This window comes from Aliiruegeria sabulilitoris (assembly GCF_001558155.1).
GTDB lineage: Bacteria > Pseudomonadota > Alphaproteobacteria > Rhodobacterales > Rhodobacteraceae > Tropicimonas > Tropicimonas sabulilitoris.
The window spans coordinates 138,261-160,883 of record NZ_LOAS01000014.1; the positions used below are offsets into that span (position 1 = coordinate 138,261).

Here is a 22,623-nt window from a genome sequence, read left to right on the forward strand (position 1 = left end):
GTGATATACCTCCCGCGGATCAAGGATCAATGGGAAGGGCCGTCGCATGGGCGAAGGGCAACCGAGCGGCACCGCGCCGCGACAGCTGGCGCTGGACCTGCTTCAGGGCGTCTGGGAAGAGAAGATGCTGCTCGCGGAGCTGGAGCAACACCCGCATTTTGCCGAGAAACCGGCCGAGATCCGCGCCCGCGCCGCGCGACTGGCGCGGACAACGCTGCGGCTTGCCGGACGCGCTGACGCGGCGATGAAGCCTTTCCTGCAACGCCCGCCGCGCCCCGGCATCCAGGCGCTCTTGCGGCTGGCCGTGGTCGAGCTTCTGGCCGAGGGCGAGGCCCCGCATGGCGTGGTCAATGCCGCCGTGACGCTGGCCAAGCGCGAACATGCCAAGGCTGCGCCCATGGTCAACGCCGTGCTGCGCCGGGTGGTCGAGGGTGGGCAGGAGGGCTGGGACAAGACCCAGCCGCAGCGCCTGCCGAACTGGCTGCGCGGACGGCTCGGCGCGACCTATGGCAATGCGCGGGTGTCCCGGATGGAAGCGGCTTTCGAAGCCACCCCGCCGCTCGACCTGACACCGAAATCCGAAAACGCGACGTTGCCCGAGGGCGAGATGCTTCCCACAGGCACGCTGCGGCTGGCCAGGGCGGGGCAGGTTTCCGCGCTGCCCGGCTTTGAAACCGGCGATTGGTGGGTGCAGGATGCCGCCGCCGCGCTGCCCGCGCGCCTTCTGGCCCCAAAACCGGGCGAGCGCGTGCTGGATTTGTGCGCCGCGCCGGGCGGCAAGACGCTGCAACTCGCGGCAAGCGGGGCCGAGGTGACTGCGCTGGATATATCGGAGGCGCGTCTTGAGCGGCTGCACGAGAATCTCGCCCGGACCGGCCTGACCGCCAATGTCGTCGAAGCCGACGCGCTGGAATGGGAGCCGGAAGCCCCTTTCGACGCGATCCTGCTCGATGCGCCTTGTTCGGCCACCGGCACCATCCGCCGCCACCCGGACCTGCCCTTTGCCAAGGACGGCGCGAGGATCAAACCGCTCTTTGCCCTGCAGGCGCAGATGATCGACCGCGCGGTCGCGTTGCTTGCAGCGGGCGGTCGGATGGTCTTCTGCACCTGTAGCCTGCTGCCCGAAGAGGGCGAGAAACAGCTCGAAGCCATGCTGGAACGCCATCCTGCGCTTTCGCCCGATCAGGCGGCCATTGACGCCCTGGCCGGGTTTGAACCGGACTGGCAGGCCGCCCTCGGAGCGCTGCGAACGACGCCGGAGATGTGGCCCGAACGCGGCGGTCTGGACGGATTCTTCATCGCCGCCCTGCGCAAGGCCTGACACTCCCGACCGCGGCGCCTATTCTGCGCGTCGGGGATGCACACAGGATCGAGGGGCCGCCGCCGCTGCCATGGAACATGTCGAGGGAACACCCAGCTGGCAGGAACGGCGCATTCGCCTGATGAACCGCCTGCACGCCCGGCGTGCGGCGCGCACGCAACCCGCGACCGGTTTCGTTTCCCGGCCCGAGCCGCGCATGATCGGCGTTTTTTCCAAGGGGCGACAGCTTGCGGCGGGCAATTTCCTCTTTGCCGGTCATCTCGCGGAGGCGCCTGGCGCCTCGATGTGGGATCTCGACATGCCCTCGCCGCGATTCGAGGCGGAACTGCACGGCTTTCGCTGGCTAGACGATCTCGCCGCCGTTGGCGATGCGAAGGCGCGGGCCAAGGCGCAGGAATGGACCTGGGAATGGATCGCGCGTTACGGGCGCGGCGCGGGGCCGGGATGGACGCCCGACCTGGTCGGACGGCGGCTGATCCGTTGGGTCAGCCATGCGCTTTTCCTGCTGCAGGGGCGCAATCCGGAGCAGTCGCGGCTGTTCTTCGGCGCGCTCGCGGCGCAGACGACCTTTCTCGGGCGTCGCTGGCAGGTGGCCGCGCCCGGACTGCCGCGTTTCGAGGCGCTGGCCGGGCTGATCTATGCCAGCCTGTCCCTGACCGGTCAGGAGCGTTTCGCGGCACCCGCGATCAAGGCGCTCTCGAAAGAATGCGAGGCCCGCATCGATGCCGAGGGCGGGCTGCCGACGCGCAATCCGGAGGAGCTGCTGGAGGTCTTCTCGCTGCTGATCTGGGCGGCGCAGGCGATGATGGATATTGGCAAGCGGCCGGAGAAATCGTTGGAAAATGCCGTGCTGCGCATGGCGCCCACGCTGCGCGCGCTGCGCCATGCCGATGGCGCGCTGGCGCGGTTCCATGGCGGCTCGCGCGGGATGGAGGGCAGGCTCGATCATGCGCTTGCGGCCTCGGGCATCCGACCGGAACCGCATGAGGGGCTGGCAATGGGCTTTGCCCGGCTGGCCTCGGGACGCAGCTCGGTGATCCTCGATGCGGCGCTTCCCCCCTCCGGCGAGGCCTCGGTCAATGCCCATGCCTCCACGCTTGCCTTCGAGCTGACATCGGGCCGACGCCCGGTCATCGTAAATTGCGGTCCGGGCGCAACCTTTGGCGAGACATGGCGGCGGGCGGGGCGCGCCACGCCAAGCCATTCCACGCTCTGTATCGACGGGTTTTCCTCTTCGCGGCTGGGGGTCGTGGGGCTCGGGCGCGGCAAGCGCGGCGAGATCCTGCACGACCTGCCGACCGAGGTCCGGGTGCAGCAGGAGGCCAGCCCGGAGGCGTTGCACGTGCTGGCCGGCCATGACGGCTATGTGGCCACCCATGGCCTGACCCATGTGCGCGAACTGACGCTCTCGCGCGATGGCCGGACGCTCGAAGGCGTGGACACGCTCGGCGCGATGACCGAAACCGACCAGGAAACATTCGAACGCCACATGACCGAGGCGCAGCTTCAAGGCGTCCCCTATTCCATCCGCTTCCATCTGCACCCGGATGTGGATGCGACGCTCGACATGGGCGGGAGTGCCGTCTCGATGGCGCTGGTCAGCGGCGAGATCTGGGTGCTGCGTTATACCGGGCCGGCCGATCTGGCGCTGGAGCCGAGCGTCTACCTCGAACCCGGCCGCCTGAAGCCGCGCGCAAGCAAACAGATCGTTCTTTCCGGGCGTGTTCTGGACAGTGCGAGCCGGATCGACTGGACCTTGGCGAAGGCACAGGATACCCCGCAGGCGATCCGCGACGTCATACGCAATGACGACGAACATCTGAAAGACGAAGAAATCTGAGGAAAGCTGCCATGTCCGAGAATCGTCCGATCCGCCGCGCGCTGTTATCCGTGTCCGACAAGGAGGGGCTCGTGGACCTTGGTCGCGCGCTGGCCGCCCGGGGCGTGGAGCTGCTTTCGACCGGCGGCACCGCTCACACCCTGCGCCAGGCGGGACTTGAGGTGATCGATGTTTCCGAGGTGACGGGCTTTCCGGAGATGATGGATGGCCGCGTGAAGACGCTGCACCCGAAGGTGCATGGCGGGCTTCTGGCGCTGCGTGACAATGACGAGCATGTCGCCGCGATGACCGAGCACGGCATCGTCGAAATCGACCTGCTGGTGGTGAATCTCTACCCGTTCGAGGCGACCGTGGCGAAGGGCGCCGATTACGACACCTGCATCGAGAATATCGATATCGGCGGGCCGGCCATGATCCGTGCTGCAGCCAAGAACCACGCCTTCGTGTCGGTCGTGGTCGATGTCGAGGATTACGAGAAGCTCTTGGGCGACATGGACCAGCATGACGGTGCGACCTGCCCGAAATTCCGCCGCAAGCTGGCGCAGACGGCCTATGCCCGCACGGCGGCCTATGATGCCGCCGTCTCGACCTGGATGGCGAATGCGATCGGTATCGAAAACCCGCGTCGCCGCGCCGTGGCCGGCACGCTCGCCCAGACCATGCGCTATGGCGAGAACCCGCATCAGAAAGCGGCGTTCTACAAGGACGGTTCGGACCGTCCGGGCGTGGCCACCGCGAAGCAGCTTCAGGGCAAGGAGCTTTCCTACAACAATATCAACGATACCGACGCAGCTTTCGAGCTTGTGGCTGAGTTCGACCCGGCCGATGGGCCGGCTGTCGCGATCATCAAGCACGCCAATCCCTGCGGCGTGGCCCGTGGCGCGACCCTGAAAGAGGCCTACTCGCGAGCCTTCGATTGCGACCGCACCTCGGCCTTCGGTGGCATCATCGCGCTGAACCAAACTCTGGACGTGGAAACGGCCAAGGTGATCTCGGAGATCTTCACCGAGGTGGTCATTGCGCCCCAGATCGACCCCGAGGCGGCGGAAATTTTTGCCAAGAAGAAGAACCTGCGCCTTCTGGAAACCGGCGGCCTGCCTGATCCGCGCGCGGTGGCGCAGACTATCCGGCAGGTTTCCGGCGGTTACCTCGTGCAGGACAAGGACACCGGCCATGTCTCGCTTGAGGACCTGAAGGTGGTGACCAAGCGCGCGCCCTCGGAGGAAGAGCTCAAGGACCTGCTCTTCGCCTGGAAAGTGGCCAAGCATGTGAAATCCAACGCCATCGTCTACGTCAAGGACGGCGCCACGGTCGGTGTCGGTGCGGGCCAGATGAGCCGGGTCGATTCGACCCGGATCGCGGCGCGCAAATCCGAGGACATGGCGGCCGAGCTGGGCCTGTCGGAGCCGCTGACCAAAGGCTCGGTCGTGGCCTCCGACGCGTTCTTCCCCTTCCCCGACGGGTTGCTGACCGCAGCCGAGGCCGGTGCGACGGCGGTGATCCAGCCCGGTGGCTCCATGCGCGACGACCAGGTGATTGCGGCGGCCGACGAGGCCGGCATTGCCATGGTCTTCTCGGGCATGCGCCATTTCCGGCACTGAGCGCATGCGGGGTCTCTGGCTGGCGGCGATTGCCGCCTTCCTGCTCGATCAATGGTCCAAGTTCTACGTCTTCGGGATGTTCAGCCGGGAGATGGTGGACCGGATCGAGATCGCACCGCCACTGCTCGTCTTCCGCAGGGGGATGAACACGGGCATCAATTTCGGCCTGCTTTCCGACAGCTCCGACGCGCAGCGTTGGCTCCTGATTGGCCTGTCCGTGTTTCTGTGCACCGCGCTCTGGATCTGGGCGCGGCGCGCCTTCCAGCTCAAGATCGAGCGCTTTTCCGCCGGGCTGATCATCGGCGGAGCGATGGGCAACGTGATGGACCGGCTGATTTTCCCCGGCGTGCGGGACTTTCTCAACATGTCCTGCTGCGGGATCGCCAACCCCTATGTCTTCAACCTGGCCGATGTTTTCATCTTTGCGGGGGCGATCGGGTTGGTGATTTTCGGCACAGAGAAGAAACGCAGCAAAAAGCCCTCGTGACGAAGGCGCACGCTTGCGGTAAAGAAACAAAAAACCGGTGCAGGAGGCAAGGATGCGGGTAGCGAGTGTAGCAAGGGCAGGTGGCCTGCTTGCACTTTGCGTTCTGGCGGCAGGCTGCTCACGCGATGTTTCCCAGATGATGTATCCACAGCGTGGTCAGGTGACGCCGGACGAGTTCGCGATCCTGCCGAGCAAGCCGATGGAGATGCCGGAAGATCTCACCGCCCTTCCTCCGCCGGCGCCGCTGGAAGGCAACCGCACCGACGTGAATCCGAAGGCCGAGGCCGTCGCCGCACTGGGTGGAAACCCGAATCGTGTCGAGACAGACGGAAAGCTGGGCTCGGATGGCGCCTTGATCAGCCAGGCGACCCGCTACGGCGTGAGCCCGGAGATCCGCAAGGAGCTCGCTATCGCCGATCTCGAATACCGCAAGAAGAACCGCGGTCGCTTGTTGGAACGCTGGCTGAACGTGCCGACCTATTACAGTGCCTACGAGCAGCAGGAAATGGACCAGCACGGCGTGTTGTGGAGATATCGCTCCAAGGGCGTTCCGACCTCGGCCGCCCCGCCGGACCCTGAAGTCGAAGAATAATCCGCCACTGTCGGTCACATCCTCGTTGGGTCGGTTGATTGCGCCGCGCCTGACCGTATCTTTGCCCAGATAGGAAACACGAGGATTCCATGGACCGACGCATTGCGCCCGCTTTTCTTCTGAGTTTCGCCATGACCCTGCCGGCCCTGGCCGAGGAGGTCACGAGTTTCACCCTTGAAAACGGTATGGATGTGGTGGTGATCGAGGATCACCGTGCGCCCGTGGCCGTGAACATGGTGTGGTACCGCATCGGCGCCGCCGACGAGCCGGCGGGCAAGTCCGGCATCGCCCATTTCCTCGAACACCTAATGTTCAAGGGCACCGACACGTTGGAGCCTGGCGAGTTCTCGGACACGGTCGAGCAGAATGGCGGCTCGGACAATGCGTTCACGAGCCAGGATTACACCGGCTATTTCCAGCGCGTGGCTGCCGACCGGCTGGACCTGATGATGGAGATGGAAGCGGACCGTATGATCGGGCTGGTGCTGACCGACGAGGTGGTGCTGCCCGAGCGCGACGTGATCCTCGAAGAGCGCAACCAGCGGATCGAGAACAGTGCCGGCGCGCTTTTCGGCGAGCAAAGACGCGCGGCGCAATATCTCAACCACCCCTATGGCATTCCCATCATCGGTTGGAAGCACGAGATGGAGACGCTTTCACGGGAGGACGCCTTGGATTTCTACAAGGAGTTTTACGCGCCCAACAACGCGATCCTGATCGTGGCCGGGGATGTGACGCCGGAAGATGTGCGCGGGATGGCCGAAGAGCATTTCGGGCCGATCGCCGCCAATCCGGACCTGCCGGAGCGCGTCCGCCCGAGCGAGCCGCCGCAACGCGCCGAGCGCCGCCTCGCCTATAGCGACCCGCGCGTCGGCCAACCCTATGTTACGCGCAGCTATCTCGCGCCGCAGCGGAAGGCCGGGTCTCAGGAAGAAGCGGCCGCGCTGGTTTACCTGGCCGAGCTGCTCGGTGGCTCCAGCGCCTCGTCGCTGCTGGGACAGACGCTCGAATTCGACGAGAAGACGGCGCTTTACACGACCGCGATGTATGACGGCGTGTCGCTCGACGCGACGACCTTTGACGTGCTGGTCATGCCGGTGCCGGGGCGGAGCCTTGCGGAAGCCGAAGCCGATATGGACCGCGTGATCGAGGCCTTCCTGGCCGAAGGCGTGGACGAGGCGACCTTCGAGCGGCTGAAGATGCAGCTCCGCGCCTCCGAGATCTACCGCAAGGATTCGCTGCAAGGACTCGCGCGCGCCTATGGCGAGGCGCTGACCTCGGGGCTGACGGTCGAGGATGTGCAGGCCTGGCCAGAGATCCTGCAACAGGTAACGCCCGAGGATGTCGAGGCCGCCGCGGCGCGGCTCTTTGACAAGCGCAAGGCGGTGACGGGCTATCTGCAAGAAACGGACCTGGCCATGGCCGAGGAGGTGAACCAATGATGCGCGCGCTGATCGCATTTGCATTTGCCGTGCTGGCCTCCCTGCCGGCGCAGGCCGAGATCGAGATCCAGGAAGTCTCGACGCCAGGCGGCATCGACGCCTGGCTGGTCGAAGAGCATTCCATTCCCTTCGTCGCGCTGGAACTGCGCTTTCGCGGCGGCACGAGCCTTGATGCCCCGGGCAAGCGTGGGGCCACGAACCTGATGGCGGCATTGCTCGAAGAGGGCGCGGGCGAGCGCGACTCGCAGGAATTTGCGATCGCCGTGGAGAGCCTTGCCGCCGAATTCAGTTTCCGTGCCCAAGACGATTCGCTCTCGGTTTCGGCCAAGGTGCTGACCGAGAACCGCGATGAGGCCATGGAGCTGCTGCGGCAGGCGCTTGTCAGCCCGCGTTTCGACGGTGATGCCGTCGAGCGGGTGCGCGGGCAGGTCCTGGCCTCCATCGATTCCGACAAGACGGATCCGGACGCGATCGCCTCGAAGACATTCCACGCGCTGGCCTTCGGCGATCACCCTTACGGCACGTCTTCGGATGGCACCGAGGAGAGTGTCGCGGCGCTGACGCGGGATGATCTCGTTGCCGCCCATGCGGCCGTTCTGGCCCGCGACCGGGTCTATGTATCCGCCGTGGGCGACATCACGGCGGATGAGCTGTCAGACCTGTTGGATACGCTGCTGGGCGAACTGCCGGCCGAAGGGGCGCCCATGCCCGACCGGATCGACTACACGCTCGGTGGCGGCGTGACGGTCGTCGATTTCGACACCCCGCAATCGGTCATGATCTTCGGCCAACGCGGTATGAAACGGCATGATCCGGATTTCTTCCCCGCCTATATCATGGCGCAGATCCTCGGCGGTGGCGGCTTCAGCTCGCGGCTGATGGAGGAAGTGCGGGAGAAACGCGGCCTGACCTACGGGGTTGCGGCTTATATCTACCCGATGGACCTCTCGGAGATGTTCATGGGCATGGTCTCTACCGTCAACGCCCGCGCCGCGGAAACCGTGGCCGTGGTACAGGACGAGTGGAGACGGCTGGCCGAGGAAGGCGTCAGCCAGGAAGAGCTGGATCGTGCCCAAACTTACCTCACCGGTGCCTATCCTTTGCGCTTCGACGGCAATGGCCGAATCGCGAATATCCTTGTCGGCATGCAGATGGACGGGCTGACGCCCGATTACCTCCGCACCCGCAATGACAAGATCAACGCGGTGACAGTGGAGGATATCCGCCGCGTGGCCGCCGAACTGGTCGATCCGGAGCAGTTGCACTTCGTCGTGGTCGGAAAACCCGAGGGGCTGGAAGCGACAAACTGAGCCATGGCGGCGCTCTGCCGCGCCCCTTGCAATCCCCTCGGAACCCCTCTTTTGTGCGCGCCAACAGGAAAGACGCGAAAGATGGGGGCTTCCGATGACACATCTGTGGGTGCGCGCCGAGGAACGGCCGAATGAAGAGCGGGTCGGCATCCTTGCCGAGGGCGTAAAGGCGCTGCGCGACGCTGGGTTCCGGGTGACTGTGGAAAACAGCCCGGTCCGCGCGTTGCCTTTGGAACCCTACCGTGCGGCAGGTGCCGAGATTGCCGAAGCCGGCAGTTGGCGGCAGGCGCCCGACGATGCGATCGTCTTTGGCCTCAAGGAGCTGCCGTTGGACGGACAGCCGCTCAGGCACCGCCACATCATGTTCGGTCATGCCTACAAGGGGCAGGCCGATGGGCGCGAGTTGCTGAAACTCTTCAAGGCCGGTGGTGGGGCGCTTTATGACCTCGAATATCTCGTCGATGAGTCCGGCCGCCGCGTGGCGGCTTTCGGCTATTGGGCGGGCTATGCCGGGGCGGCAGTGTTGTTGAAGTGCTGGGCTGCGCAGCAACGGGGCGACATCTGCGGGCCGGTCGGTGTCTACTCCGGGCAAGCCGCGTTGCTTGAGGAACTGGGAGCCGAGCTTGCGGCCACCGGCCGGGCGCGGCCTTCCGCGCTGATCATTGGCGCCATGGGGCGCGTGGGTACCGGTTCGGCCGATCTCTGCGAGGCGATGGGCGTCGCCACGACCCGCTGGGACATGGAGGAAACCGCCCATGGCGGCCCCTTCCCGGAGGTTCTTGGGCATGAGCTGTTCCTGAACTGCATCCTCGCCCGCCCGGGAACGCCGGTCTTCGTGCCGGCTTCCGCAAAGACCGATCCGCGAAAGCTTTCGGTGATCGGCGATATCTCCTGTGATCCGTCGAGCGCTTTTTCTCCGATCAAGGTCTATGATCGGGTGACTGACTGGGCCGCGCCCGCATTGCGTGTCCATGACGATCCGGTGCTGGATGTAACCGCCATCGACAACCTGCCCTCCATGCTGCCGGCAGAGAGCTCCGAAGATTTCGCCACGCAACTCTTGCCCTCGCTTATGGGCCTCGACAAACTCGAATCCGGGGTCTGGGGGCGTGCAAAGGCCGAATTCGACCGGCACGTCGCCGAAGTTTGAGGGGAAGACAGATGACGATTCATTGGTGCGGCACCGGTTTGAGTGCCATTCCCGGCCTGCGCCGGCTGCTGGAATTCAACAACGAGGTCTGTGTCTGGAACCGTACCGTCGCCAAGGCGCACGAAACGGTGGGAGATCTGACCGACTGGATCGAACCCTTCGACCTGCCGACATTGCGCGAGGCGCTGAACCCCGGTGACGTGGTCGTTTCGATGCTGCCCGGTGACTGGCATGTGCCGCTGGCCAAGACATGTATCGAGGAACGGGCACATTTCGTCTCCTCTTCCTATATCTCGCCCGGAATGGCCGCGCTGGACGGTGCTGCAAAGGAAGCCGGGGTGTGTCTTGTCAACGAGGTGGGGCTGGATCCGGGGATCGACCATCTCATGGCCCATTGGTTGGTGGCCGACATGCGCAAGGGCGGGCATGTGCAACCCGATGCGGAGTATGAATTCATCTCCTATTGCGGCGGCGTGCCGAAAGAACCCAACGCTTTCCGCTACAAGTTCAGCTGGTCGCCGCTGGGCGTTCTCAAGGCGTTGCGTTCGCCCTCACGCTCTATCCGCGACTATTCCGTGCTCGATATCGCGCGCCCTTGGGATGCCGTTTCGCGCTATGACGCGCCGCTGCCGCAACCGGAGAGCTTCGAGGTCTATCCAAACCGCGATTCGCTCCCTTTCATGAAGCAATACGGCTTCGATGAAGGTTGGAAACTACGCCAGTTCGTGCGGGGAACGCTCCGTCTGAATGGCTGGGCGGAGGCTTGGGCGGAGATATTCTCCGAGATCGAGACGCTGGAAGGGCCAGAGGGCGATGCCCGCCTCAAGGAGATGTCCGACCAGCTTTGGGCCGCGAATGCGTATGATGAAGGCGAGCCGGACCGGGTGATTCTTTGCGTCGCCCTGAAGGTGAGCCAGCAGGGCGAGACCCGCTATCACAAGACCTACCTTCTCGATGCCTGGGGCGACGCGCGCGGCAGTGCGATGGCGCGTCTCGTCTCGCAGCCAGTATCGCTGGCCGTCGAATCGGCCAAGGCGCGCGAGATTGCTCCCGGTGTCAGCGCGGCCCCGAGTGATCCGCGCCTCGTCGAGCGGTGGCTCGAGGCGGTGGATGTACAGGCGCAACATATGATGGTCGTCGATCATCTGGCGTGATTGGCGGTGACAGTCGCCTTTAGGCGCGGGGGCAGCGCCCCCTTCAACCGATGAAACCCGGTCGAGTCGCTGACAATGCCCCGAAATGAAAAAGGGCGCACCGAAGCGCGCCCCTCTCGAAAAAGGTATCGTGGAAAATCAGGCGAGGCTGATATTCTTTGCGCTCTCGCGCCCGTCCCGACCGGATTCGAGGTCGTAGGTAACCTTCTGATTGTCAGCAAGGCCGGTCAGACCCGAACGTTCGACAGCAGAAATATGGACGAAAACGTCCTTCCCGCCGGAATCCGGGGCGATGAAGCCGTAACCCTTGGTGGAGTTGAACCATTTTACGGTGCCAGTGGCCATTCCGTGTTCTCCTTAAAAGTATCACTGTCCGCAACATGCGACAGCTCGGCGTCGTCAGGCAAGATCGAATGCCAGTCGCCGGAAAGGAGAATGCAGATCGATAGCTTATAACGTAGCGATCGGGGCTATGCCGTAAAATCGAGATTCGGTCAACTGGCTTTGCACATCACCCGTTAGTCCCGTTCGCGCAGATGGTCTTCCTCGTGGGCGACGTTCATTCCGAGCGCTTCCATGCCGTCTTCAATGAAATTCGCCAGGTCCGGCATGCCACCGAGATAGTCCTCGGTCGGCGCGGAGCGTTCGCGTCGCGCGGTGTCGAGCGCGTCTTCCAGCTCGTCCGCGGCGAAGCTGTCACGCCCGATCCAGACAAGCGCCACGAGGTTCACCTGCTCGTCCACGTTCAACCCAGAGATATAGTCGCGCAGATGCGCGTTTTCGGGGCCGTATTCGCGCGCCAGTGCAATAACCCTCACCAACTTTCCGGTGCTGATTTCCAGCATGGCCCTCCCCCTTTTCACATGTTGTTTTCTCATTTTTCACGTGCCCTGACGACAACTGCAAGAGAAAGCGTAGCGGAGAGCGCAAACATCTTGCCGCTGGAGGCCTATTTCCCGCGGGCGGTCAGTCTGCCGTACTCTCCTGCCCGGGTCGCAGAATCTGGACCGGGCTGCGTCCGGGCACGGGCGTGGGCGAAACCTCCGCCTCCAGTTCCTCAAAGTCGAAACTGTCCAGCCGACGGGCCCGTTTCCCGGCCTTCTCTGCACTGATACGGATTTCGCCAAGATCCTTGGCGGCCTGGGAAAAATGCTTGTCGAGATTGCCGACTCGCATCTCCAGCCGTTCCACATCGGCGTGCAGCAGGCTGAGTTCCTTACGAATGGCGCCGGCCTGTTCCCGCATTCGGGCATCCTTGAGTATCGCGCGCATGGTGTTGAGCGTGGCCATGCAGGTCGTTGGCGAAACGATCCAGACTCGGGCGGCAAAGCCTTCGCGCACGAGTTCACCAAAATTCGCGTGCAATTCGGCATAGACGGCCTCTGAGGGCAGGAACATCAGCGCGCCGTCGGCGGTTTCGCCCTCGATGATGTACTTGGTCGAGATTGCCTTGATATGCGCCTTGACCGCGACGCGCATCGCCTTGGTCGCCTCGGCCTGCTCCCATTGCGTGTTTGCATTGCGCAGCGCTTCATAGGCTTCCAGCGGAAACTTGCTGTCGATCACGATTGGCCCCGGCGGGTTCGGCAGGCGGATCAGGCAATCGGCGCGCTTGGCGTTGGAGAGAGTCGCTTGCCATTCGTAGCTGTCCGCCGGCAGGGCCTTGGAGACGATATCCTTGAGCTGGATCTCGCCAAAGGCACCGCGGGTCTGCTTGTTCGACAGGATGTCCTGCAGCGAGAGAACGTCGCCGGAGAGTTTCTCGATATTGGCCTGGGCGCGGTCGATGGTTTCCAGTCGCTGGTGCAGCTCGCCCAGGGAGCGCGCGGTGCGGGTGGAGGATCCTTGCAGGCTCTCGCCCATCTTGGACGTCACCTCGGCGAGCCGGGTTTCCATGAGTTGCAGCATCTGCACCTGCGATTGCGCCTGCGCCTCGGAAACATGGGTGAGGCCACCGGCGAGTTGATGTTGGCCGTCTGAGAGCATCTGGATCCGGCCGGCAAGTGCGTCCATATGCTCAATCATGGGCTGTGCCATATCGGCGGCCCGCACGGCGCGGCGGACGGTCAGCACCAGAAGCACGATCAGGATCACCAAGACCGAAGCCGTCAGCAGCGCCGCGATCATCGCCGGGTCATCCAGCGCAAATGTCGTCTCGCCAATCGTGATCATGTCCGGCCGAAAAGCCTCTCGATATCGGCCAGCTTCAGTTCGACATAGGTCGGCCGACCGTGGTTGCACTGGCCCGAATGCGGGGTGGCTTCCATTTCGCGCAGGAGCGCGTTCATCTCCTCGGCGTGCATCTGCCGACCGGAGCGAATCGAGCCGTGACAGGCAACGCGGCTCAGGACGGCGTCGATTCGGGCGCCGAGCGCGGTGGAGTTTCCGAGATCGGCGATTTCGTCGAGAATGTCCGACAGCAGAGCTTTAGCGTTTACCTCGCCGAGGATCGCCGGAGTTTCGCGCACGGCGACCGCGCTGCCGCCGAAAGGCTCGATGGTCAGGCCCAGTAGACGCAACTCGTCGGAGACAGCCATCAGCCGGGCGCAATCGCCTTCACCCAGCTCCACGATCTCGGGAATGAGCAGCGCCTGTGCCGCGACTCCGTTCTCCGCCATCTGTCGCTTGAGCCGTTCATAGACGAGGCGTTCATGCGCGGCGTGCTGGTCGACGATGACGATGCCATCCCGCGTCTGGGCGATAACGTAATTCTCGTGCACCTGTGCGCGGGCTGCGCCGAGCGGCAGATCCTGAATCGGGGAATCGGCGGGCGCCGGTTCGATTCGGGCCGAGGGTGAGGCGGCCTCGGCAAAGCCTTCGGGTTCGACCAGTGGCGCCTGCGCCGCGTAGGCACTGCGCAGGGCGCCGGGGCTTGGCCGGTCCATTTGGTAGACTCGCGGCGGACCGCTCGGTTCGGGTCGAAAGGCGCCGAGCGTTGCGCCGGCAACGGTGCTCGAGGCGCGGTGCCCGGCATCGGCAAGCGCATGGCGAAGCCCGGAGACGATAAGCCCGCGCGCCGTGCCCGGCTCACGGAATCGCACTTCGGCCTTGGCGGGGTGGACGTTCACATCCACCAGTTGCGGGTCGCAGTCGATAAACAGGGCCGCGGCGGGGTGCCGATCCCGGCTGAGAAAATCCATGTAGGCGGCGCGCAGGGCGCCGGTGAGCAGCTTGTCCCGCACGGGACGGCCGTTGACGAAGAGATATTGCGCAACGGCGGAGCCGCGCGAGTAGGTCGGCAGCGCGGCGAAACCGGTGAGTCGCAACCCATCGCGCTCGGTATCTATGGCGATGGCGTTCTCGGTGAACTCGGAGCCGAGGATGCGCGAGAGCCGTCCGCGCAGCGCATCAAAAAGGTCGCCTGTCTCGGCATCGGCGCGAAACGTGATGCGCCCTTCGCCATCGGTGGTGATGTCGCGCAAGGTGAAGGAGACCGCGGGTTCGGCCATGGCCAGCCGCTTGATCACGTCGGTGATCGCCTGCGCCTCAGCCCGGTCGGTGCGCATGAATTTGAGACGTGCCGGCGTGGCGTAGAACAGGTCGCGCAACTCCACCACCGTTCCACGCGCCAATGCGGCAGGGCTGACGGGCGCCATCTCGCCGCCGGTGACGGCGATGCGCGCGGCTTCGGAACTGTGTCGAACGCGGCTGGTGACAGTGAGCCGTCCGACCGCGCCGAGCGAGGCCAGCGCCTCGCCGCGAAAACCGAAGGAACGGATATCGAGCAGGTCCGAGCCGTCGATCTTGGACGTGGCGTGGCGTGCGAGGGCCAGCGGCAGGTCGCTGGCGGACATCCCGCAGCCGTCGTCACTCACCCGGATGATCCGCTTGCCGCCATCGGCAAAGGCCACCTCGATGCGGGTAGCGCCGGCATCGAGCGCGTTCTCCACCAGTTCCTTCACGGCGGAGGCGGGGCGCTCAACCACCTCGCCGGCGGCGATCCGGTTGATGATCGTCTCGTCAAGCTGCCGGATGATCGGAAGTTGGCGATCTTGGCCTATGTTGGGGCGGGTAGCATTCATGCCACAAGAGCTAGCATGGTGCCGGGGATTCGGCCACAGGATATGCGGCCGGTTCATCAACGCAAAACGCCCGCTCCTTGCGGAACGGGCGTTGTCCGATCTTGGGAGATCGGGAAACTTAGCGGCGGATGCCGAGGCGCTGGATGAGATCCTGGTAACGGCTCTCTTCCTTGCCCTTGAGGTAGTCCAGCAGCTTACGACGCTGGGCGACGAGCTTCAGAAGACCACGGCGGGAGTGGTTGTCCTTCTTGTGGGTCTTGAAGTGCTCGGTCAGGGTGTTGATACGCGATGTCAGAATCGCAACCTGAACTTCGGGCGAACCGGTGTCGCCTTCCTTGGTTGCGTATTCGGCAATGACGCGGTTCTTTTCTTCAACAGTAATCGACATCGGGGTCTCCTATTGGTTGGTGTTCATGGCGCAAGCCGGGATGTCGTCCAGCAGAGCCCTTGGAGAAGGTCCTTGCCCGGATTCGGAACAAGGATGGGCGCGTGTAATGGAAATTTCCGGAAAATGGAAGGGGTCGTGAATAGCGACCGCAATCTCCGGGTAACGGATCTGGATCTTGCGAAGGGAGCCTGTTCAGGGCGTGGCCGACCAAGGCTCAGGCCTTGTTCCATAAGAGATATAAAGAGGATGACGCGGGTGGCCGGCGCGGGTCTGTCCGAGGCACAGCAGCGGGTGGCCCGTTTGACGAAGCAGCTCTGAAACCTCTGCGCCACGACCGCGATGCTCTCCGTGGGCGCCCCATGCGCAGAGAATATCATCGGCCCAACCCACGCTTTCGGCAAGGATCGCATCGTTCTCGGGGCCGGTCGGCTCGGCGGCCCGGCGCAAGGCAGCCGGGTCGGTCTCGCGCAGGGCGAAGATGTTGCAGGCCCGGAAAGCACCATATCCGAGCGCGCGGGCCCGGCGTTCGCAGCGCTCGATTGTCGGGTCATTGGCAATTTCCGTCGCCTTGGACGGGTTCAACATGATGTAGAGCAGCCGCTTGCCGCCCTCGTCCCAGCAACGGGTGAGTGCATAGCGATAGATCTCGCAATCAGAATAGAGCGCGGTTGAGGGGGCGTCCTCCTTCACGTGAGAGCGGGTGATCATGCCTCTTCGGTCAGGTTAAACACACGGGCTGGGTGCAGCTCGCCGCTACGATAGATGCCGATGGCGACCGGCTTGCCCTCGTAACTGGCCCAGGCGGTGTCGCCATATTCGACATCGGCTGCAGCCATCACCATGCCCGGGTTGCCATTGCGCATCCGGATGGCGCCCTCGGGCGTGCAACGAAGCATTGGAAGGTCCACGAGACCTTCCTCAAGCGGTCGCAGATGCGCGTCGAGCTCGGGCGTGCGCGCTTTCTCTTCGATTTCCTCCCAGCTCAGCGCGCCTTCGGTCTCGAACGGGCCGGACCAGACGCGGCGCAGTTCGGTTACATGGGCGTAGCAGCCGAGGGCCTCGCCGAGGTCGCGTGCGATGGAGCGCACATAGCCGCCTTTGCCGCAGACCATCTCCAGAACGGCCGTGTCCGCATCGGGCCGGGAGATCATCTCAAGGCTGTCGACATAGAGCGGGCGGGCGGCGATCTCGAAATCTTCGTCGTCGCGGGCCAAGGCATAAGCACGTTCACCGTCGATCTTCACGGCGGAGTATTTCGGTGGCACCTGCATGATGTCACCGATGAAGGGAGGCAGCGCGGCGCGAATCTCGTTATCGGAGGGGCGGGCATCTGATTCCGAGATGATTTCACCTTCGGCATCGTCGGTATTGGTGGCCTGGCCGAGACGTATGGTGAAAAGGTAAGCCTTCAGCGCGTCGGTGACATAGGGAACAGTTTTGGTCGCCTCTCCGAGCGCGATGGCGAGAAGGCCCGTTGCGGCAGGGTCCAGCGTGCCGGCGTGGCCCGCTTTCTTCGCGTCAAAAGCCCAGCGGACCTTGTTGACGACCGCCGTGGAGGTCGGGCCGGACGGCTTGTCCACGATCACCCAACCGGAAATATCGCGCCCCTTGCGTCTGCGTGCCATGGAATGCCCCTCGTGCGTTAAGGGCGGCGGGGTATCGCGCGGAGTGGGCCGCTGTCAATGGCGAAGCCAAGCCGTGGAGGGCCTGTGCATCCGGATTCTGGGGAGGGATGTAGCTCCGGTGCCGCGAACTGGGTGGGGGCTGTTGCTCCGCGGCACCGGACTGAGCCAAAGCTCTCTACATGTTGATAGATTGACTCCAACCTTTGGCGCGGATGCGAGCAAACGGTGAAAGACTCGCGGTCATTTTGTGGCTGAAATGCGGCGGGGGTTGATTTGGGGGCCTGCGCTGATTCAATGTTGCAACATGAACATGGAAACCACGACCCCATTTCGTCCCGGCCACCTGCCAGAACAGGTGGCCTTCGACCGCAAGGAACTGGGCGTAATCCTCACCCTCTACGGGCGCATGGTGGCAGCGGGGGAATGGCGCGACTATGGCATTTCCTGCCTGAGAGAAGTCGCCGTCTTCTCGATCTTTCGTCGTACCGCCGAATCTCCGCTCTACCGGATCGAGAAACGCCCCAAGCTGCGGCACAAACAGGGGATGTATTGCGTGATCGGCATGGATGGGCAGATCCTGAAGCGCGGGCAAGACCTGAAGGTGGTGCTGCGCGTGCTGGAACGCAAGCTGATCCGCGCAGTGGAATAGAGCGTTTCGGGGGGAACTCGAAACGCGGCAGGGCTCAGTCCAGGCGCTTATGCGCCAGCAACGCGCCGAACTCGCGGGCAGCGATACGAGTCAGTGCAGTGTCGAGCGGTTCGAGCGCGACGGCCATATGGTGCGCGTTGGCATGGATGAGTGTTTCGGCGTCGGCCGCCATGGCAACGTGTCCCTTCCAGAAGAACAGGTCACCGCGTTGCGCAGGCGTTCCTTCCGGCAGGAAGCGCCCGAGGACTTCCTGCTGAAGGTCGCTATCGCCGGGGCAGGCTACACCGGCCGAGAGCAGGGCCGCCTGAACGAGGCCGGAGCAGTCGATTCCGTCGCGGGAGTTGCCGCCCCAGAGATAGGGCGTTCCCAGATAGAGCCGCGCCGTCTTGACCGGATCGACCGGGGCGGCGTTGTGCGGACTCAGATGGGCGGAGAAGACAAAGCGGCCCAAATCCGTCTCGGACCAGTCGCCGGATGTCCCCGTGATGGTGAGTTGGCTGCCATGGGAGAGCCAGCCTGTTTCCGGCGATTTCAGATCGGGCGCGGAATAGAGGTGGGTTGCGGGGGCGACGACGTGGTGCGTTGCTGCGGCGTCTTCGGTCAGCGCGTTGGCGCGGCAATAGCCGACATAGCCGTCGCGCCCGGATTGCAGGAAGGCGAAGCCATCGTGGATTTCAAGGACCCGAACGCGCTGGCCATGCAGAAGCTGACGGTCGCGCTTGCCGCCGGGCGTAGCCAGAAGGTCCGCGACGGGCGGGGCGATACGGTGCCCGTCGCCATCGACGAAACGGAGAGACTCGACTGTTCCCTCAAGCTCGGAGGCGGCGACTTGGTCATTGGCGGGATGCAAACGGCGATCGGTCATAGGTCGAGAATCTCTGGCAGGGCTTCAAGGATGGCGCGCGCGCCTTGGCCCACGCCGCCAACCGGGCGGGCGGGCGCGGCAGTGGGCTGCCAGCCATAGATGTCGAAATGGTTGTAGCTACGGGCCCCTTCGGCAAAGCGGCGCAGGAAGAGCGCGGCGGTGATGGAACCGGCCATGCCACCCTTGGGCGCATTGTCCAGGTCGGCAACCGCGGGTTCGATCATGGTCTCGTAGGGATCATGGAAGGGCAGCCGCCAGACGGGATCGGCCACGCGCGCTGCGGAGGCCGCAAGCGTGGAGGCGAAGCGCTCGTCGGTCGAATAGAAGGGTGCGATATCCGGCCCGACGGCGACACGGGCGGCGCCGGTGAGCGTGGCCATGGAGATCAGGCAGTCGGGATCCTCCTCGCAGGCCAGCGCGAGGGCATCGGCCAGAACGAGACGGCCTTCCGCATCGGTATTGTTGATCTCGACGCTCAACCCCTTTCGCGAGGGGAGAACATCTTGCGGACGGAAGGCATTGCCGGAGACGCTGTTTTCCACCGCCGGAATCAGCACGCGAAGGTGCAGTTTCAGTCCGAGCGACAGGATCATGCTGGCAAGGCCCAGCACGGTTGCCGCCCCGCCCATGTCTTTCTTCATCAAACCCATCGAGGCGCCCGGCTTGAGATTCAACCCACCGGTGTCGAAACAGACGCCCTTGCCGACCAGCGTGAGCTTTGGCCCATCGGTGCCATGCGTAAACTCGATCAGCCGTGGTGCGCGGGGAGAAGCGCGTCCGACGGCGTGGATCAGGGGGAAGCCTTCGGAGAGCAGGTCGTCACCGCGCACCACGGAGAAGCGCGCCCCATGGCGCGCGGCCAGTTCGCGGGCGGCCTGTTCCAGTTCCTCCGGACCCATGTCGTTGGAGGGCGTATTGATCAGGTCCCGCGTCAGCGCTTCGCCGGCCGCAATGGCTTCCACGCGGGGGGCATCGATGCCGGTCGGGGCCTTCAACCGGGCTTGCGGCGCGGGCTTCGCCTTGTAGCGCTCGAAGCTGTATCCTGCGAGGAGCCAGCCCAGGGCGCATTCTTCCAAAGCGGCTTGCGGCAGGGGCGTGACCAGCTCGTACGTTCCGGCGGGCAGTTTGGCGGCGACAGTCGCAATGTGGAACCGGTCGCGCAGGCGAGCCTGCTCCGTCCCGTAGCCCGCCACCGCGATCGCGCCGTCACCGGTTGGCAGCAGCGCCGTTTCACCGAGGGCCGCGCCGAATGCGATACGCTCGAGCCAACCCCTCGCCGTTTCGTCCAGCGTCTCCCGCCAGCTGTCCAATTCGTTTTGAGAAACGAGATGAAGCGGCGTTGAAGGGGCGGATTCGTCGGCAAAACGAAGCGTCATGGTGGCTGTCCTCGGACCGGTTTCGGGCTGGGGAAAAGGTAGCGTTTCCGGTCCTGCCCGCAAGGGGTATCAGATCGGTGGATCCTGAAGGTCCCAAACGGCTGTGAGTGAGCGCTCCCCGATACGTTCCAGTCGCGACAGCGTGGCGCTCAGCGCTATCGGGTCGCCTGTCGCGGCGCATTTGGCAACGTCGCCCGCGACACGGGCAAAACCGGTCAGCCCGACTTGTCGGGAAATGGCGATCATACTGCGCGCAACGCGGGAAAGTTCCTCCCAACGGCCCGCGCGGTGAAGCTTCGGCAGGTCCGACAGGCGCAGGGCGAGTTCTTCCATTGCGCGGCAAACGACATTCTCTGCGCCGGCCGGCCCGAGTTCGAGATAAAGGGACTCGAGACTATCGGGATCGAGCCGGATGGGTTCGTCATGATCTAGCTTTGCGTAATTCGCCACCGGACACCTCTCAACAAGCTTGCACCGCCCCCACGGGTGGACAACAGCATCGGCGCCGTGGTTGAACATTCGGTTAGGATCAAACCGATAATTGCACTCGAATTTCGTAAAATCCCGTCCTAGGTAAGTGTAAGCAACAGGAAGAGAAGCTATGACCGACGAGAGTGAAAAGAAGCTGAGTAGCACTGTTCACGCGGCCGCACTGCCGCCCTACCTTGCGACACGCTACAACGGCTGGCGCGCGACGGAGTATACCGAGAACAAGGTCTGGTATCGCCGGCTCGCCGAGGACGGACAGAACCCGCGCATCATGGCCATCGCCTGCTGCGATAGCCGGGTGAATGTAAATGGTATCTTCAGCGCCGAAACGGGTGATATCTTCCTGCATCGCAACATTGCCAATGTCGTCCCGCCCTACCTGCCGGACGGGGATCCGCACGGCACATCGGCGGCGTTGGAATATGCAGTCAGTGTGCTGCGGGTGGCGCATGTGATCGTGATCGGCCACTCGGATTGTGGTGGCGTCAAGGGCTGCCACGACATGTGCTCGGGGCACGCGCCGGCACTGGAGGCCAAGGAAAGCTTCGTCGGCCGGTGGCTGGAAATCCTGCGGCCCGGTCACGAACGCGTGGCCCATATCAAGGAAGAAGATAAATTGCTGCGCGCCCTGGAGAAGGAGACCGTCGTGGTCTCGCTTGAGAACCTCTGGGATTTCCCCTTCGTGCGTGAAGCGGTCGAGGCGGAACGACTGTCGCTGCACGGACTATGGGTCGATATCGGCGCGGGGACGCTGGAGCATTACCTGCCCGAGCTGGGGGAGTTCACCCCGGTCTGAAATGCCGGGAATGAAAACGGGCGGGAAAACCCGCCCGATCCCGAATTTCATTTCATCGAAGGGGCTTAGCCCTTCTTGAGGATCCGGTTTCCAAACAGTTCGGCGATCTGCACCGCGTTCAGCGCCGCGCCCTTGCGCAGGTTGTCCGAGACGCACCACAGGTTCAGGCCGTTCTCGATCGTCGAGTCCTGGCGGATCCGGCTGATATATGTGGCGTATTCGCCTACACTCTCGATCGGAGTGATGTAGCCACCATCCTCGCGCTTGTCGACGACCATGATGCCGGGGGCTTCGCGCAGGATATCGCGGGCCTCGTCCTCGTCGAGGAAGTCCTCGAACTCGATGTTCACCGCTTCCGAGTGGCCAACAAAGACCGGCACGCGCACGCAAGTCGCGGTGACCTTGATCGACGGATCGATGATCTTCTTGGTCTCGGCGACCATCTTCCACTCTTCCTTGGTCGAGCCGTCATCCATGAAGACGTCGATATGCGGAATGACGTTGAAGGCGATCTGCTTCTGGAACTTGGACGGCGCGACTTCCTGACCGGGGACATACATGCCCTTGGTCTGATCCCAGAGCTCGTCGATCCCTTCCTTGCCTGCGCCGGAAACGGACTGGTAGGTCGAAACCACCACCCGCTTGATGCGGGCCCGGTCGTGCAGCGGCTTTAGCGCCACGACCATCTGAGCCGTCGAGCAGTTTGGGTTCGCGATGATGTTCCGGTTCTTGTAGTTCACAATCGCATCCGGGTTGCACTCGGGCACGATCAGGGGGATGTCCGGCTCGTAGCGATAGAGCGAGCTGTTATCGATCACGACACAACCAGCCTTGGCCGCCTTGGGCGCGTAGGTCTTGGTAGCGGAAGAGCCGACAGCAAAAAGCGCCATGTCCCAGCCAGTGAAATCGAACGTGTCGAGATCCTTGGTCTTGAGAGTCTTGTCGCCAAAGCTGACTTCGGTGCCGAGAGATTTTCGGCTCGCGAGAGCCACGATCTCGTCAACGGGGAACTGGCGTTCGGCCAGGATATTCAGCATTTCGCGGCCCACATTACCCGTGGCACCGGCGACAACGACACGATAACCCATCGGTCCTTCTCCTACTATGTGCGCGGGCCTCATATCAGCGAGGCCGACGCGGGGGAAGGGAGGATTCTGCATGGCGCCATGTCTTTTGCAGCGACACGCACCGGGAGCGCAGAAACCGGGGGCAGATCCGCGATGTTATACTACTTATATATAGCGCCTGTAGAGATGGGCTCGTATCGGCGTCCTCCAGGGGACGGAACTTCCGGCGTTTGTCGCGGGATCCAGGGCGAGTCGTGGCTGGGATTCCGGGGATTCTGGAGGTTTTCGAATCCGAATCCGGCGAAAAAACGGGCGATTCTGAGCCAGATATCGGTCTCGGAGGCCGAATACATGGCAGAGTGGGAACTTTTTGTCCGCATAACATATTGAAATTATTCACTTCCCCAAAAACTTCGTATTTCTTTTGAAAAAGCGCTTGCGACCCCCCC

Annotated in this window: 22 protein-coding genes; 11 read left to right on the forward strand and 11 right to left on the reverse strand. The window is 63.7% G+C overall.

The features are described from left to right. The first annotated feature begins 46 nt into the window (after positions 1–46). From AX756_RS14985 to AX756_RS15025, 9 genes are all read left to right on the forward strand, one after another. Positions 47–1,321 (forward strand): RsmB/NOP family class I SAM-dependent RNA methyltransferase, encoded by a 1,275-nt coding sequence (locus tag AX756_RS14985; protein ID WP_068313114.1) that lies wholly within the window; start codon positions 47–49, stop codon positions 1,319–1,321. Positions 1,322–1,391: 70 nt separating this feature from the next. Continuing rightward, positions 1,392–3,161, forward strand: coding sequence for a heparinase II/III family protein (locus AX756_RS14990; protein ID WP_068313117.1), 1,770 nt, complete (start codon positions 1,392–1,394; stop codon positions 3,159–3,161). Positions 3,162–3,172: 11 nt separating this feature from the next. After that, positions 3,173–4,762 carry a bifunctional phosphoribosylaminoimidazolecarboxamide formyltransferase/IMP cyclohydrolase gene (gene purH / locus AX756_RS14995; RefSeq protein ID WP_068313119.1) on the forward strand — a complete coding sequence of 530 codons (1,590 nt, stop codon included), beginning with the start codon at positions 3,173–3,175 and terminating at the stop codon, positions 4,760–4,762. Between the two features lie 4 nt (positions 4,763–4,766). Next, a complete protein-coding gene (lspA, locus tag AX756_RS15000) occupies positions 4,767–5,249 on the forward strand; it encodes a signal peptidase II (RefSeq protein ID WP_068313124.1) in 483 nt (160 codons plus the stop codon). Between the two features lie 52 nt (positions 5,250–5,301). After that, complete coding sequence (locus AX756_RS15005) at positions 5,302–5,841, forward strand: DUF3035 domain-containing protein (protein WP_068313127.1); 540 nt, start codon at positions 5,302–5,304, stop codon at positions 5,839–5,841. Positions 5,842–5,930: 89 nt separating this feature from the next. Beyond that, the gene (locus tag AX756_RS15010) at positions 5,931–7,283 is read left to right on the forward strand and encodes a M16 family metallopeptidase (protein WP_068313130.1); all 1,353 of its coding nucleotides are present in this window, start codon (positions 5,931–5,933) and stop codon (positions 7,281–7,283) included. After that, complete coding sequence (locus AX756_RS15015) at positions 7,283–8,593, forward strand: M16 family metallopeptidase (protein WP_068313199.1); 1,311 nt, start codon at positions 7,283–7,285, stop codon at positions 8,591–8,593. Before AX756_RS15010 ends, AX756_RS15015 begins: the two co-directional genes overlap by 1 nt. 94 nt (positions 8,594–8,687) lie before the next feature. Continuing rightward, positions 8,688–9,743, forward strand: coding sequence for a saccharopine dehydrogenase (locus tag AX756_RS15020; protein ID WP_068313133.1), 1,056 nt, complete (start codon positions 8,688–8,690; stop codon positions 9,741–9,743). Positions 9,744–9,754: 11 nt separating this feature from the next. Further along, positions 9,755–10,897, forward strand: coding sequence for a saccharopine dehydrogenase C-terminal domain-containing protein (locus AX756_RS15025; protein WP_068313137.1), 1,143 nt, complete (start codon positions 9,755–9,757; stop codon positions 10,895–10,897). Between the two features lie 138 nt (positions 10,898–11,035). On the opposite strand, the gene AX756_RS15030 is transcribed toward AX756_RS15025, so the two are convergent. The 7 genes from AX756_RS15030 to truB form a co-directional block, all read right to left on the reverse strand. Then, positions 11,036–11,242 carry a cold-shock protein gene (locus AX756_RS15030; protein ID WP_068313140.1) on the reverse strand — a complete coding sequence of 69 codons (207 nt, stop codon included), beginning with the start codon at positions 11,240–11,242 and terminating at the stop codon, positions 11,036–11,038. A gap of 173 nt (positions 11,243–11,415) precedes the next feature. Further along, positions 11,416–11,742 carry a DUF3775 domain-containing protein gene (locus tag AX756_RS15035; RefSeq protein ID WP_068313143.1) on the reverse strand — a complete coding sequence of 109 codons (327 nt, stop codon included), beginning with the start codon at positions 11,740–11,742 and terminating at the stop codon, positions 11,416–11,418. A 121-nt stretch (positions 11,743–11,863) separates the two neighbouring features. Further along, on the reverse strand, positions 11,864–13,069 hold the full coding sequence (locus AX756_RS15040) for a DNA recombination protein RmuC (protein ID WP_068313146.1): 1,206 nt from the start codon (positions 13,067–13,069) through the stop codon (positions 11,864–11,866). Continuing rightward, complete coding sequence (gene mutL / locus AX756_RS15045) at positions 13,066–14,919, reverse strand: DNA mismatch repair endonuclease MutL (protein WP_068313148.1); 1,854 nt, start codon at positions 14,917–14,919, stop codon at positions 13,066–13,068. The genes AX756_RS15040 and mutL overlap by 4 nt, the downstream gene beginning before the upstream one ends. Positions 14,920–15,037: 118 nt before the next feature. Further along, positions 15,038–15,307, reverse strand: coding sequence for a 30S ribosomal protein S15 (rpsO, locus tag AX756_RS15050; RefSeq protein WP_068313150.1), 270 nt, complete (start codon positions 15,305–15,307; stop codon positions 15,038–15,040). A 192-nt stretch (positions 15,308–15,499) separates the two neighbouring features. Then, positions 15,500–16,015: a DUF1643 domain-containing protein gene (locus AX756_RS15055; protein WP_068313152.1), complete on the reverse strand. Its 516-nt coding sequence runs from the start codon at positions 16,013–16,015 to the stop codon at positions 15,500–15,502. Beyond that, positions 16,012–16,932: a tRNA pseudouridine(55) synthase TruB gene (gene truB / locus AX756_RS15060; protein WP_068313154.1), complete on the reverse strand. Its 921-nt coding sequence runs from the start codon at positions 16,930–16,932 to the stop codon at positions 16,012–16,014. Before truB ends, AX756_RS15055 begins: the two co-directional genes overlap by 4 nt. A 310-nt stretch (positions 16,933–17,242) precedes the next feature. Between truB and AX756_RS15065 the strand changes: the two genes are divergently transcribed. Continuing rightward, positions 17,243–17,581, forward strand: a complete 339-nt coding sequence (locus AX756_RS15065) for a DUF2794 domain-containing protein (RefSeq protein ID WP_438938405.1) — start codon at positions 17,243–17,245, stop codon at positions 17,579–17,581. Between the two features lie 34 nt (positions 17,582–17,615). Here the strand turns inward: AX756_RS15065 and AX756_RS15070 are convergent, their stop codons facing one another. The 3 genes from AX756_RS15070 to AX756_RS15080 form a co-directional block, all read right to left on the reverse strand. Next, on the reverse strand, positions 17,616–18,446 hold the full coding sequence (locus AX756_RS15070) for a C40 family peptidase (protein WP_068313158.1): 831 nt from the start codon (positions 18,444–18,446) through the stop codon (positions 17,616–17,618). Continuing rightward, positions 18,443–19,822 carry a leucyl aminopeptidase family protein gene (locus AX756_RS15075; protein WP_068313160.1) on the reverse strand — a complete coding sequence of 460 codons (1,380 nt, stop codon included), beginning with the start codon at positions 19,820–19,822 and terminating at the stop codon, positions 18,443–18,445. Before AX756_RS15075 ends, AX756_RS15070 begins: the two co-directional genes overlap by 4 nt. 69 nt (positions 19,823–19,891) lie before the next feature. Further along, on the reverse strand, positions 19,892–20,272 hold the full coding sequence (locus AX756_RS15080; RefSeq protein WP_068313162.1) for a hypothetical protein: 381 nt from the start codon (positions 20,270–20,272) through the stop codon (positions 19,892–19,894). Positions 20,273–20,423: 151 nt separating this feature from the next. Here AX756_RS15080 and AX756_RS15085 point away from each other — a divergent pair, with 151 nt between their 5' ends. Continuing rightward, positions 20,424–21,107, forward strand: a complete 684-nt coding sequence (locus AX756_RS15085; protein ID WP_068313164.1) for a carbonic anhydrase — start codon at positions 20,424–20,426, stop codon at positions 21,105–21,107. 65 nt (positions 21,108–21,172) lie between these two features. On the opposite strand, the gene AX756_RS15090 is transcribed toward AX756_RS15085, so the two are convergent. After that, a complete protein-coding gene (locus tag AX756_RS15090; protein ID WP_068313166.1) occupies positions 21,173–22,195 on the reverse strand; it encodes an aspartate-semialdehyde dehydrogenase in 1,023 nt (340 codons plus the stop codon). Between the last annotated feature and the right edge of the window lie 428 nt (positions 22,196–22,623).